12 protein-coding genes and 1 riboswitch are annotated in these 12272 nt (G+C 70.9%); of the genes, 2 read left to right on the top strand and 10 right to left on the bottom strand.

Translation table 11 applies throughout. The annotated features are described in order from the left end of the window. Positions 1-3: 3 nt before the first annotated feature. The 5 genes from ACWEN0_RS23110 to ACWEN0_RS23090 all read right to left on the bottom strand — a co-directional run bounded on the left by ACWEN0_RS23110 (position 4) and on the right by ACWEN0_RS23090 (position 3748). Positions 4-807 carry an ABC transporter ATP-binding protein gene (locus ACWEN0_RS23110; RefSeq protein ID WP_451976955.1) on the bottom strand — a complete coding sequence of 268 codons (804 nt, stop codon included), beginning with the start codon at positions 805-807 and terminating at the stop codon, positions 4-6. A 13-nt stretch (positions 808-820) separates the two neighbouring features. Continuing rightward, the gene (locus tag ACWEN0_RS23105; protein WP_451976952.1) at positions 821-1660 is read right to left on the bottom strand and encodes an ABC transporter permease; all 840 of its coding nucleotides are present in this window, start codon (positions 1658-1660) and stop codon (positions 821-823) included. 11 nt (positions 1661-1671) lie between these two features. Next, the gene (locus ACWEN0_RS23100; RefSeq protein WP_451976949.1) at positions 1672-2484 is read right to left on the bottom strand and encodes an MlaE family ABC transporter permease; all 813 of its coding nucleotides are present in this window, start codon (positions 2482-2484) and stop codon (positions 1672-1674) included. Then, complete coding sequence (locus ACWEN0_RS23095) at positions 2481-2912, bottom strand: hypothetical protein (RefSeq protein WP_451976946.1); 432 nt, start codon at positions 2910-2912, stop codon at positions 2481-2483. Before ACWEN0_RS23095 ends, ACWEN0_RS23100 begins: the two co-directional genes overlap by 4 nt. Before the next feature lie 164 nt (positions 2913-3076). Beyond that, positions 3077-3748 carry a response regulator gene (locus ACWEN0_RS23090; RefSeq protein ID WP_451976943.1) on the bottom strand — a complete coding sequence of 224 codons (672 nt, stop codon included), beginning with the start codon at positions 3746-3748 and terminating at the stop codon, positions 3077-3079. 74 nt (positions 3749-3822) lie between these two features. Here ACWEN0_RS23090 and ACWEN0_RS23085 point away from each other — a divergent pair, with 74 nt between their 5' ends. Beyond that, entirely contained in the window at positions 3823-5100 is a 1278-nt protein-coding gene (locus ACWEN0_RS23085; RefSeq protein ID WP_451976940.1) for a sensor histidine kinase, read from the top strand. Between the two features lie 111 nt (positions 5101-5211). Then, the gene (locus tag ACWEN0_RS23080) at positions 5212-6213 is read left to right on the top strand and encodes a R2-like ligand-binding oxidase (protein WP_451976937.1); all 1002 of its coding nucleotides are present in this window, start codon (positions 5212-5214) and stop codon (positions 6211-6213) included. Between the two features lie 11 nt (positions 6214-6224). Here ACWEN0_RS23080 and ACWEN0_RS23075 read toward each other — a convergent pair whose 3' ends face one another. The 5 genes from ACWEN0_RS23075 to ACWEN0_RS23055 form a co-directional block, all read right to left on the bottom strand. Beyond that, a complete protein-coding gene (locus ACWEN0_RS23075; protein WP_451977144.1) occupies positions 6225-6761 on the bottom strand; it encodes a methylenetetrahydrofolate reductase in 537 nt (178 codons plus the stop codon). Then, complete coding sequence (locus ACWEN0_RS23070; protein ID WP_451976934.1) at positions 6716-6856, bottom strand: hypothetical protein; 141 nt, start codon at positions 6854-6856, stop codon at positions 6716-6718. Before ACWEN0_RS23070 ends, ACWEN0_RS23075 begins: the two co-directional genes overlap by 46 nt. After that, entirely contained in the window at positions 6853-9135 is a 2283-nt protein-coding gene (metE, locus tag ACWEN0_RS23065) for a 5-methyltetrahydropteroyltriglutamate--homocysteine S-methyltransferase (protein ID WP_451976931.1), read from the bottom strand. Before metE ends, ACWEN0_RS23070 begins: the two co-directional genes overlap by 4 nt. A 146-nt stretch (positions 9136-9281) precedes the next feature. Continuing rightward, a riboswitch (cobalamin riboswitch) is annotated at positions 9282-9516 on the bottom strand. Between the two features lie 70 nt (positions 9517-9586). After that, positions 9587-9829 carry a hypothetical protein gene (locus tag ACWEN0_RS23060; RefSeq protein ID WP_451976929.1) on the bottom strand — a complete coding sequence of 81 codons (243 nt, stop codon included), beginning with the start codon at positions 9827-9829 and terminating at the stop codon, positions 9587-9589. Positions 9830-10134: 305 nt separating this feature from the next. Then, positions 10135-12009 (bottom strand): Calx-beta domain-containing protein, encoded by a 1875-nt coding sequence (locus tag ACWEN0_RS23055; protein WP_451976926.1) that lies wholly within the window; start codon positions 12007-12009, stop codon positions 10135-10137. Positions 12010-12272: the final 263 nt, after the last annotated feature.

Below are 12272 nucleotides of genomic sequence, written 5' to 3'. Positions count from 1 at the left end.
GATTCAGTCCATTCCCAGCGGTCCGGCGGAGTTGCCGGAGAGGAACTGGCGGACGAACGGGTCCGGGGAGTTGAAGGCCTCCTCGGTCGGTCCGTAGTGGACGACCTGACCCTTCCAGATGACCCCGACGTAGTCGCTGACCTTGCGTGCGGTGCGGATGTCGTGGGTCACCAGCAGGTAGGTCCCGCGGTACTCCTGGTGCATGTCGAGGATCAGGTCGTTGAGCAGGCTGGTGCGGACCGGGTCGAGGCCCGAGTCGGGCTCGTCGAACAGGACGATGTCGGGGTTCATCACCAGCGCCCGCGCGAAGCCGGCCCGTTTGCGCATGCCACCCGAGACTTCGTTGGGGTACTTGTAGGACGAACGCTCCAGGCCGACTTCCTTGAGCCGCTGGTTGACGATCGCCTCGATTTCGTCCTCGCTCTTGTCGGTGTGCTTGCGCAGCGGGAACGCCGTGTTGTCGAAGATGTTCATCGACCCGAACAGCGCGCCGTCCTGGAACAGGACACCGAACCGCTTGCGCAGTTCGTAGCGTTCCCGTTCGTCGATCTTCCAGATGTCGCGCCCGAAGATCATCACCTCGCCCTGGTCCGGCTCGAGCAGGCCGACGAGGTGCTTGATGAGCACGCTCTTCCCGGTACCCGACGGGCCGAGGATGGTGGTGATCGCGTTGTCGGCGAATTCCAGGTTGAGCCCCTTCAGCACGTCGAAGCTGCCGAAGGACTTGTGGACGTTGCGCACCTCCATCGTGTGCACCCGTTCCGGTGAGCCGATCGCGGCGGCCGTCCCGTTCGTCCCGGTGACCATGAGTTCTCCTTGTTCAGTTGCCGATCGGCATGTTCGGGTAGGAGCCCCAGAAGAACCACGTGCCGAGCAACCCGACGACGTGGATGAGCACCATGTTGAGCATCATCGATTTCGCCGTGTTTCTCCCCACCCCGACCGGACCGCCGGACGCGTTGTAGCCGTAGTAACAACCGACGAAGATGATGATCGTGCCCATCGCGATCATCTTCGAAATCGCGGCCATCAGGTCGTAGGGGTTCTGGAACAGCCAGAAGACGAAGGAATAACCACCACTGGAAACGGTGCCCAGCTGGTAGACCGTGACCAGGTGCATCGAGATGAACATCAGGCCGAGCCCGACGATGTACAGGAAGGGCATGCAGAGCCAGGCGGCGGCGATCCGGGTGCCGACGAGGTAGCTGCGCGACTTGATGCCCAGCACTTCCAGCGCGTCGATCTCCTCGGCGATGCGCATCGAACCGATTTCCGCGACCAGCCCGCACCCGACCTTCGCCGCGAAGATGTAGGCCCACATGTACACCGACATCTCACGCAGGCCGCACACGTCGTTGAACACCGCGGAATAGATCGGCGCGCCGACCTGCTTGAGGGTGTAGCTGGCCTCGGTCGCGCACATCGTACCGACGACGAACTGCATCAGCCAGACGATGATCCCGCTCGACAGGATCAGGATTCCCGCCTGCGCGAACACTTCCGTGACGTGGTGGCGCAGATCCGGCAGGCTGCGCACCGTGCGGCCGCCGAACTTCATGATGTCGCCGCCGACCGCGACGGCGTCGCGCAGCTTTCCCGCCAGCCCGCCGACCGTGATGACGACGTCGGGTTGTTTCGTGCGGCCCGTCGGTGTGGTCATTTCCGCATCCCTCACTTGAAGACCTGCATGTCGGGGTTCAGTCCGAGGAGCGCGGACGTGTAGACGTAGTTGAAGATCCAGATCGAGGCGAACGAGATGACCACCGCCTGGTTGACCGCGCGGCCGACGCCGATCGGGCCACCCTGGGCGTTCAGGCCCTTGTAGCAGCAGACGACCGACAGGATCAGGCCGAACGCGAGGGTCTTCACGATGCTGCCCCACATGTCCGTGGTGGTCGCGTTGGACCAGAAGTTCCCGATGAAGGCCGCGCCGGTTGCACCGAAGATCGGCACGGCCGCGATGTACCCGCCGATCACGCCGCACACGAGCGCGAACACCTCGAGCAGGCCGGTCATCAGGGTGACCGCGATGATCCGCGGCAGCACGAGGGTCCGGACGGGATCGACGCCGAGGACCTGCATGGCGTCGATCTCCTCGCGGATCCGCCGCGCGCCGAGGTCGGCGGCGATGGCGGTGCCCATCACCCCGGCGACGATCATCGCGTCGATCCACGGCGCGAACTCGCGGACGCTGGCCATCAACAGGAACGAGCCGAGGCGGTCGGGGATGCCGAGCACGCTGTAGAGGCTGCCGCCCTGCATTCCCGGGCCGGCGAACCCGAGCGCGGTCGTCGAAATGATGACCGGCAGCCAGCACCGGCGCAACGTCTCGAACATCAGGTCCCGGACTTCGCCCCAGTACCCGAACGGGTGGCGGATCGCGAGCCAGAGCACCCGGCCGAGCAGGTGGACGATTTCGCCGGCTTCGACCAGTGGCCGTTGCGCACCGGCGCTCCACCGCCGTGCGGGTTTCGTTGTGGTCACGCCTTTTCGCCTCGCTTCCGGCGAGAGCGGACGGCGTGCCCGGCGAAGCCCGCCAGCCCACCGACGGCGACGGCGACCGCCGCGGTGGCCAGCACCTGCTGCGGTTCGACCGGCCCCGAAGCGACGAAACTCAAGGGCAGCACGAAAACGTAGCTGCCCGCCGCGGTCACGGCACCCTGGACGATCGGGCGATCCGCGTCACCCGTGCGAAAGCCGGCGAAGGCGAAGGCCACGACGGCGGTGATCAGCAGGAAGCTCGCCCCGGCCGCGGGAGCGACGGCCGCGGCGATCGGCTGGAGCAGGGCACCGATCACCAGGATCACGAAGCCGCGCCAGATACCGCGCCCGCACGCCTTGGTGTCGATTCCCCGCACCATCGTCACCCGGGTGCCGGACCGGGCGACCGGCCCGACTCGTGATCGGCTCACCATTCCACCCAACTCCTTCTCCGGGCGTGACCGTGCCTGCCGGTCAAGCCGCGTCGTGGGACCGCGATGGTCGGTAATGATGCGGCGCGCGCAACCGCGCGCGCATCACCACCTGGCGGCAAAGGGATACCCCGTTGGGGTGGGTGCGCCCGGGCGCGAAACCTCTACTGTGGACGGTCTGCCGGGTCGTGGTCGAGCAGGCCGAAGGAACCGGCCATGCCGGCGGCTTCGACCCGGTTGGCCGCGCCGATGCGGTTCAGCAACGAGGCGACCATGCGCTTGGCGGTGCGCTCGGACACCAGCATCCGGCCGGCGATGTCCTGGGTCTCCAGGCCACGGGCGAGCAGCGCCCACAGCCGCAGGTCCTGGGAGTCGAGCGTGTCGAGCAGCGTTGCCGGCGGCTTGCGGGTGGAGGTCAGCAGTACGTCGAGAAGCTCGCCTTCGAGGACGCGGAACCCGGCGGCCACGGCCAGCAACGGGGCGACGAGGACCTCCGGGTCGGCCGACTTGGTGAGGTAGCCGTCCGCGCCGGCACGCAGCGCCTGCTCGGCGAGCTCCAGGTCGTCCGATCCGGACAGTGCGAGCACGCGGGTGGCCGGGTGGCGCCGCTTGATCTGGCGGATGGCGGCCGCGCCGCCCAGGGGCGGCATGGCCAGGTCGACGAGCGCGAGATCGGCCGCACAGGACTCGACCAGCGCGGGAGCCTCTTCGACGTGCGTGGTGGTTCCGCCCACCTCGAAGCGGTCACCGGCGGTGGTCGTCAGCAGCAGCGCCAGGCCCTTGGCGAACAGGTCGTGGTCGTCCACGATCACGACCACCAGGCGCCGATCAGTCACCGGCCTAGTATGGCAGGCACGTTCCGCCACCAAGCTGACCGCGGCGGTCACAGCGAGTCACGAGGAGGGACGGCATGCCAGCCGACGGGCCACCTGTGCCGGGCGCGCTGTCCGTCGCCCGCGTGATGGTGACCGTGCGGCTCGCGGTCGCGCTGTCGGTGGTCCTGCTGCTGGTCACCGGCGGCGACGACGCGCGGCGGCACCTCCCCTGGGTCGTCGTGACTCTTTCCCTCGCCTCCGGCTACGCGATCGTCGTCGCGGCGAATCCTCGGTGGGAGCTGTACGCCTCGCCGGCGGCCTGGCTGCTCACCGCGCTCGACTCGGTCTTCACCCTGCTCACGATCGCCATGACCGGCGCCGTGGCCAGCCCGGCGGTGGCGATCCTGGTGCTCGTCGTCACCGCCGCGGCCATCCGCCTGCCCCTCGGTCCCACCATGGCCCTCGCCGCCGGGCTGGGCGTCACCTATCTCGCGGTGGCGTTGCTCGTCGACCCGGGGTTCACCTCGTGGCCGGAACGCTGGCTCCAGGGTCTCTGGTGGACGGGCTACCTGGTGCTCACCGGCCTGCTCGGCGCGAGCCTGTCCCGGCTGGTCGAACGCGAGCGGGAAGGCGGCATCACCGCCCGGGTCGAGGCGATGGCCGAGCACGCCGCGGCCGAGGAAGAACGCGACCTGCGGCGCCGGCTCCTCGAGTCGTACCAGGCCCAGCAAGACGGCCTCGCGATCCTGCTGCACGAATTCCGCACTCCCGTGATCTCACTCCGCGCGCTGGCCCGGGGGCTCGCCGCGGACGGCTCGCTCGCCCCGGCCGACCGCGAAACGGGCAGCCGGCTGATCGCCGAGCACGCGAACCACCTCTCCGACATGCTCGACGCCCTGGGTGACGTGGAGGCCAGCCGCCGCCCGGCCTTCGGCACCGGCCGGTCCCGGCCGGTGGAGCTGTGGGCCCTCGTGCTCGCCTCCGCGGACGCGGCCGGGCTCGGGCCACCGCGGCTGCGGCTGCACTTCGACAGCACGCTGACCGTCACCACCGACCGCCAGCGGTTCCGCCGGGTGCTCACGAACCTGCTCGAGAACGCCGCCCGCCACGGTGAAGGCAAGCCCGTCGACGTCGAGGCCGAACTGACCGCCGGCCGGCTCCTGCTGCGCGTGCTCGACCGCGGCTCCGGTGTGGACGCGAGCAACCTCGCGAAGCTGACCGGCAAGTTCACCGCGGCCGGCGCGAACCGCGGTACGGCGGGCCTCGGCCTCTGGATCGTCGAACAGATCGTGCAGGCGCTCGGCGGCCGCGTCGGCTTCCGGAACCGCCCGGGTGGCGGGCTCGTCGCCGAGGTCGAGGTCCCGGCGGACTGACCGAGCCGGATTTTGGCCCGCACGGGCCAGCCGTGGCGCGCTCGGACCATTCCCGCACCGCGCCGGGCGGGTGATCCTGGCGGCCAGATCACCCGGACACCTGGAGCGGCCATGTCCCTCACCCGCGATATCGAACCCCGCCGCCACCCCGGGTTCGGCGGCGGCGCCCGCACCGGGCACCGGCCGGACCCGCTCCCCCGGCAGCTCCTCCGCGACGGCAACGCGGCGTTCTGGAACCCGGACGACATCGACCTCACCCGCGACGAAGCCGGCTTCGCCAGGCTGTCCCCCCGCGAGCGGCGGCTGGTCTGCCTGTACGTGGCGAACCTCATCTCGGCCGGCGAGTCGGCGCCCCAGGACCTGCAGCCGTTCGTGACAGCGGTGGCGACCGAAAACCGGCGGCACGACGAGACCTACCTGACGCAGCTCGTCTTCGAGGAAGCCCGGCACGGCCAGGCCCTCCGCGCGTGGTTCGACGCCGTCGGGATGGGCGACTCCCTGCCGTGGTTCACCGAGATCGGGGAGGTGCGCCGCCGAACGTTCCTGGAAGAACTGTCGTGGTCGCTGTACGCGCTCACCGACGACCACTCGCCGGCCACCCAGATCCGGGCCGCGGTGACCCACCACCACGTCCTCGAAGGCTGCCTCGCCTTGACCTGCCACACCGCCGCGGCACGGATCTGCCGGAGCCGCGGCATCCTCCCCGGCCTGCTCCGCATCATCGAGCACATCGCGGCCGACGAACGCCGTCACATCGCCTGGGGCACGTTCACGTGCCGCCGGCACGTCGCGGCCGACGACGCGAACTGGGCGATCGTCCTGCAGCGCACCCAGGAACTGCTGCCGCTGGCCACCGAGATGATCGGCGAAATGCTGGCGCCGTTCGGACCGGGAGCGCCGTTCGGGATCAGCAGGCAGGGCCTGATGGGCTCCGCGCTGACCGACGTCCGCCGCCGCCTCGAGTCGGTGGAGCGGGCGCGTGGCCGCGGCGTCGAGGAGATCGACCGCGACCACGCGCCGCTGCGCCTCGAGCACGAGATCGCCGGGGAAGGAAGCCACTCCCCCGGCGACGACGACCGCCGGACCGTCGTCGCGCTCAGGCGTCCGGTGTGACCTGCGTTCGATCAGCTCGGCGCGGTCGACCCGAACACCGGGAGTTCCGCGACGACTTCCGTGGTGGCCCGGGCGAAGTTGAACGTGATGAAGTGCAGGCCGGGGACGCCCTCGGCGAGCAGCCGCCGGCCGAGCAGGACCGCCTGCTCGATGCCCAGTGCCCGGACGGCCGCGGGATCGTCCGCGACCGCGTCGAACCGGGCTGCCAGGCGGGGCGGGAACGGTGCGCCCGACAACTGCTCGGAGCGGGCGATCGTCCTCGTCGTGGTGACCGGCATCAGCGCCGGGACGATCGGGGTGTCGCAGCCCGCCGCGGCGACCCGGTCCCGCAGCCTCAGGTAGTCGTCCGCGTCGAAGACCATCTGCGTGATCGCGTAGTCCGCGCCTGCCCGGCACTTCGCGACGAAATACGCGGTGTCCTCCTCCGGCGAGCCCGAACGCGGGTGCCCGTGCGGGAACGCCGCCACGCCCACGCAGAAGTCGCCGTGCTCGCGCAGCAACGTCACCAGCCCGGGCGCAGCGACTCCAGCTTGCGGACGTTCCGCCAGATCCGGTCCGCGTCGTCGGTCACCCGCGGCGGCATGAACTCCAGCGACAGCACCGGTTTCCCGGCGGCCAGGCGGTCCCGGACCGCGGCGGTCACGCGCGCGCCCTCAGCTGCCCGGCGGCCTCGACCAGGTTCGTCAAGGTCGCCCGCACCTCCGGATAGCCGCGGGTCTTGAGCCCGCAGTCGGGGTTGACCCACAGCCGCTCGACCGGGAACGCCCCGGCCGCGACCCGAAGGTGGCCGACGATCTCCTCGACCGACGGCACCCGCGGCGAGTGGATGTCCCACACGCCCGGCCCCGCCTCGTTCGGGTAGCCGGCGCGCGCGAGGTCGGCGACGATCGCCATGGTCGACCGGGCCGCCTCCAGACTGATCACGTCGGCGTCCATGTCGACGATCGCCTGCAGGACGTCCCCGAACTCGGCGTAGCACATGTGCGTGTGGATCTGCGTGTCGTCGCGCACCCCCGCCGTCGAGAGCCGGAACGACGCGACCGCCCAGTCCAGGTACGCGGCCCGGTCCGCGGTGCGCAGCGGCAGGGTCTCCCGCAACGCCGGCTCGTCCACCTGGATCATCGGGATCCCCGCGGCCTCCAGATCGACGACCTCGTCGCGCAACGCGAGCGCCACCTGCCGGGCCGTGTCGCCTTCGGGCTGGTCGTCCCGGACGAACGACCAGGCGAGCATGGTCACCGGGCCGGTCAGCATGCCCTTGACCGGCTTCTCGGTCAGGCTCTGGGCGTAGGTGGCCCATTCGACGGTCATCGGCTCGGGTCGCGCGACGTCCCCGACGATCAGCGGCGGGCGGACGTAGCGGGTGCCGTACGACTGGACCCAGCCCTGGTGCGTGGCCAGGAACCCGGTGAGCTGCTCGCCGAAGTACTGGACCATGTCGTTGCGCTCGGGCTCACCGTGCACGAGCACGTCCAGGCCGATCCGCTCCTGCTCGGCGATCACCGCGCGGACTTCGGCGCGCATCGCCTCCCGGTAGGCGTCCTGGTCGAGGTCACCCGCCCGCAGCGCGGCCCGGGCCTTCCGCAGCTCGGCGGTCTGCGGGAACGACCCGATGGTCGTGGTCGGCAGCTGCGGCAGGTGCAGCCGGTCCTGCTGGGCCCCGCGGCGCTTGCCGTACGGGCTGGTGCGGTGCAGGCCGGCGTCGGTGACCGCGGCGACCCGTTCCCGCACGGCCGGGACCCGCACGATCGGCGACGCCGCCCGCGACGCCAGCCGGCCGGCGTTCTCCCGCAGGACATCCGCGATCGCGGAACGGTCCTCGGTCAAGCCGCGGCGCAACGTGACGATCTCCGCGACCTTCTGCCGCGCGAACGAAAGCCAGCCGGCGATCTCGGCGTCCAGACCGGGTTCGAGGGCGACGTCGTAGGGCACGTGCAGCAGCGAGCAGGACGCCGCGACGTCGACCGAGCCGGCCAGCCCGAGCAGGGTGCCCAGGGTGCTCAACGCGGCGGTGAGGTCCGCGGCCCAGATGTTGCGGCCGTCGACGACGCCCGCGACCAGCCGCTTGTCGAGGATCCCGCCGGCCGAGGCCAGCGCGCCGAGGTTGGCCGCGGCAGTGCCGGTGAAGTCCAGCGCCAGGCCCTCGACCGGCGAGGACGCCAGCACGGGCAGGGCGTCGCCGAGCCGGTCGAAGTAGGACGCGACCAGGATCTTCGGCCGCGCGGTCCCGGCGGCGAGGGTAGCGTAGGTGTCGGCGACCTTGGCCAGCACGTCGGCGGGCTGGTCGAGGACGAGCGCGGGCTCGTCGAACTGGACCCACTCCGCGCCGGCGTCGTGCAGCTGCCGCACCAGGTCCGCGTAGAGCGGGACGACCTGGTCGAGCAGGTCCAGGGGCCGGAAGCCGTCGGTGCCGGCCGGGTCCTTGGCCAGCAGCAGGAAGGTGACCGGGCCGACGAGCACCGGCCGGGTCGTCACGCCGTGCGCGCGGGCCTCCGCGAAGTCGGCGAGGGGCTTGGCCGGGTTCAGGGTGAAGCGGGTGTCCGGGCCCAGTTCGGGCACGAGGTAGTGGTAGTTGGTGTCGAACCACTTCGTCATTTCCAGCGGCGCCGCCTCGGCGGTGCCGCGCGCCATGGCGAAGTAGCGATCCAGCTCGCCGGCCGGGGTCGACACGTCCGGAACGGCGGCGACGTGGCGCTCGGGCACCGCGCCCAGCAGCACGGACGTGTCCAGGACGTGGTCGTAGAACGAGAAGTAGTTGCCCGGGATTTCGTCGATGCCGGCGTCTCGCAGTTCGGCCAGGTTCCGCAGCCGCAGTTCACGGGCCGTGTCGAGGAGGGCGCCGGCGTCGATCCGGCCCTTCCAGTAGGCCTCGACGGCCTTCTTGAGCTCCCGGTCGGTGCCTTGGCGCGGGTAGCCGTACACGGTGGCACGGCTGGTCGGGGTGGTACTGGTCGCGGGGCTCTCCTTCGCGAGTCCGCGTGGACCTGCGGGAGTGCACGGCAAACCGCGACCGTGACGGTCGTGATCCGGCGTGACCTGCCCGCGAGGTCGCAGCCAGCACCCCACGGTCGTGGGGTGCGCAGCCGGCAGGTCTTCGGACTCGCGGGCCTTCCGGCTTACGCCGGGTTCCTACTGGCCGTCGCTTCCCAAGCCGGGTGGCTCAGTGCTCGTCCCTCGAAGGGACTGACGGCGTTCGTTCCCACTCACCGCTGCGGGGCAGTCCCGGATTCGCACCGGGTTCCCTCTTGCCTCGGCCGCCACCGCGTTGCTCGCGACGGCCGAACCAGCTGCACTTCGGACTCTAGCGGGTCGCGCTCGGGATTTCGACGGCTCGTGTCCTCTGTGGATCGGGTACGAGTACTTCCGGCTCGTCCTACCCGCCGTTCGGCTGAGCACCACCGTCGAACTCCAGGATGTCGCCACGCCGGACCAACGCCGGTTCGGTGTCCGGCGCCGAGCCGTCCGGCTGGACCGGTATCCAGGTCTCGGAGGTGTAGCGGTCGAAGACGGCCGCGCCGACGACCGTGCCCGTCACTGGAGGAGCGGCCGCGCCGGCCCGGCGAGCCGCGAAGGCCACTCGGGCACCGGTGCTCGGATCCTGCTCACGCTCGGCCATCCGGCCTCCCGGGAATGGGTGCTGAGGCGCCGACGCTATCGACCCGCCCGTCGCGGCGCCATCGCGGAGTCGGGTGAAACCCGCCCGCCCCTGCCCGGGTCAGGCCCCCGCCACCCGAGATGGCCACTGGCGCGAGCCGGGAGGGCCGGGGCGCGGTGGAACCCGCAGCGCCGCGCCCGCGTGCTCATGATGTTTCGCCGGCCTCGTCCGGTCCGAAGAGGACAGTCGCACGCGGCCGCCGGAATTCCGCCACGCGTGAACCAGGCCGGGGCGGGATTCCGCCCGCCCCGGCCTGGTTCACCGGATCACCGTCGGCAGGGGTTGCCGGCCGAGTGCGCGGCCGTTCCGTGCACGTCGGCCTGCGATTCCGCCAGCACGATCTTCGCCAGCGCGGTGTCCAGCGCCACCGTCTGCTGCTTCACCACACCGCCGGACACGGTCTGGCCGTTCAGCTTCAGCGAGCCGATCACCAGCGGGATCGTCAGCGGGGCCGAACCGACCGTGACCGGAAGGCCGTTGATCTTCAGCGACGCCACGTTCGAGCTGCCGGTCAGCACGGGAGCGAGCCCACCCGTGGCCGGCTGGCAGGTCGCCGCCGCCTGGGACTGGATCACGCCCAGCTCGATCGTCAGCCCGGCCGTGCTGATCACCGTCTTGTCGATCTTGGCCGACGCCTGCGCGTGGTCACCGGCCGCCGGGGCCGCGGACTGGTCGTCCGGGGTCAGGTCGGTCGAGGACGTCAGCGCGTGCGTCTGCACCTTGATCAGCCCGGCGTTGAGCGTCGCGTCGAGGACGGTCTTGCTGTCGTCGGCGCAGGGCAGGTTCTGCGGGTTCGCCACTGCGGCGGTGATGCCGAGAACGTTCGCCGCGGTGCCCGTGCAGGAGAACGCGCCGTCACGGTCGTCGTCGACGATCGTGCCGACCCCGGTCGGGTCGACCAGCCCGGCGCCCACCGGGGCCGAGAGGTTCACCGTGAACGTCTCGTCCGGCTCGTCGACGGTGTCCGGGTTGACCAGCACCGTCACCGGCTTGGCCGTCTCACCCGGCGCGAAGGTGACGTCGCCGCTGGTGGCGGCGTAGTCCGCGGGCGTGGTGGCGGTGCCGTCCGCGGTCGCGTAGTGGACGCTCACCGGGTTCGGGCTCGGCCCGCCGAGCAGAGACACGGTGAAGGTGGCCGGCACCTGCGCCCCGCCCGAACCTTCGGCCACCGTGACGTCGTCGATGCTCAGGCCGAGCACGCGCACGGTGGTCGTCTCGACGAAACCGCGGGACACGCCGTCGACCAGGTAGTCGACCGAGCAGTGGTAGGTGCCCGGGGCGGCGTCGGCCGCGGCGGCGACCGACTCGGTGAACGTCGCGACGTCGCCGCTGGTCACCTTGGCGCTCGCCGGGGTGTTCGTGAGCGTCAGCTGCGGGTCGCACGTCGTGACGTGCGGGGTCACCGTGACCTCGATGGACTTGATGCCGGCCAGGATGGCCTGGGACACCTGGTTGGAAGGCACGTTGTTCAGCAGGACACCCCCGGTGGCGTCGGCGATCGCCGTGGCCTGCCCGGCGGCGTCGAGGTTGCCGACGTTGACCGCGACGACGCGGATGTTCGCCGCCTTCAGCGCGGCGATCGTGTCGGCCAGCGAGTGCCCGCCGCTCGGGTCGTGCGACGGCGCGTCGCCGAACCAGGCGACGATGCGGGTGCCATCCGGGCGGAAGGTGACCGCGCCGGTGGCCAGCTGGTGGAGCGCGTTGAGGTCCGCTTCGGGGAGGTCACCCCCGCCGGAGGCCACCCACTGGTTCGTGCCCGCCTGGACCGCGGCGGTGTCGCCGGTGATGCCCTGGTTGACCTTGAACGGCACCGAGTCGGTGAAGTCCTTGTATTCGGCGACGCCGAACTGGGCGGTCGGCTGCGCGGCGAGCACGTCGCCGGTGATGGCGTTGGCGTTGGCCCGGACGTTCGCGATCGCGCCGCCCATGCTGCCCGTGGTGTCGGCGAGCAGGACGAGGTCCGGGTTCGGCGGGACGGCGGAGGTGGTGACGTGCTTGGCGACGGTGGTGCTCTGCCCGGCGGCGAGCGTGAGGTCGACGGTGGCCGGGTCGACACCCGGCGGCGCGGCGGCCGCCACCGCCGCCGGGGCGAGCAACGCGCCGACCGCGACGAGGCCGACGAAAACTGATCTTCGTGACATGGGGCTTCCCTTCGGACGGCCGGATTCGGTGTGGGGTGCCTGTGAAGAGACGGAATACGCGGCAATTCGTTAGCCGGTTCCGGAATCGTCACCCGGAGCGCCCTGCGTCAAGGCGCTCAACGGGCTACCGGCGGGCGCACGGGACCACGCAGATCATGGCCGAAATGCGCTGAACGAACGAAAATCACCGGGAATCCGCCACACTTCGGAGTGACGGAAATGGCCTTTTCCGGAACAGCGGGTGCCGGTTTTTCCGCTGATGT

Source organism: Amycolatopsis sp. NPDC004378 (assembly GCF_053602455.1).
This window is presented reverse-complemented; position numbering and strand designations above follow the sequence as displayed.

Excerpts from the sequence above, each read along its gene's own strand:
- ACWEN0_RS23110 (WP_451976955.1), bottom strand. The coding sequence starts at position 807 with ATGGTCACCGGGACGAACGGGACGGCCGCCGCGATCGGCTCACCGGAA.
- ACWEN0_RS23105 (WP_451976952.1), bottom strand. The coding sequence starts at position 1,660 with ATGACCACACCGACGGGCCGCACGAAACAACCCGACGTCGTCATCACG.
- ACWEN0_RS23085 (WP_451976940.1), top strand. The coding sequence starts at position 3,823 with ATGCCAGCCGACGGGCCACCTGTGCCGGGCGCGCTGTCCGTCGCCCGC.
- ACWEN0_RS23080 (WP_451976937.1), top strand. The coding sequence starts at position 5,212 with ATGTCCCTCACCCGCGATATCGAACCCCGCCGCCACCCCGGGTTCGGC.
- ACWEN0_RS23060 (WP_451976929.1), bottom strand. The coding sequence starts at position 9,829 with ATGGCCGAGCGTGAGCAGGATCCGAGCACCGGTGCCCGAGTGGCCTTC.
- ACWEN0_RS23055 (WP_451976926.1), bottom strand. The coding sequence starts at position 12,009 with ATGTCACGAAGATCAGTTTTCGTCGGCCTCGTCGCGGTCGGCGCGTTG.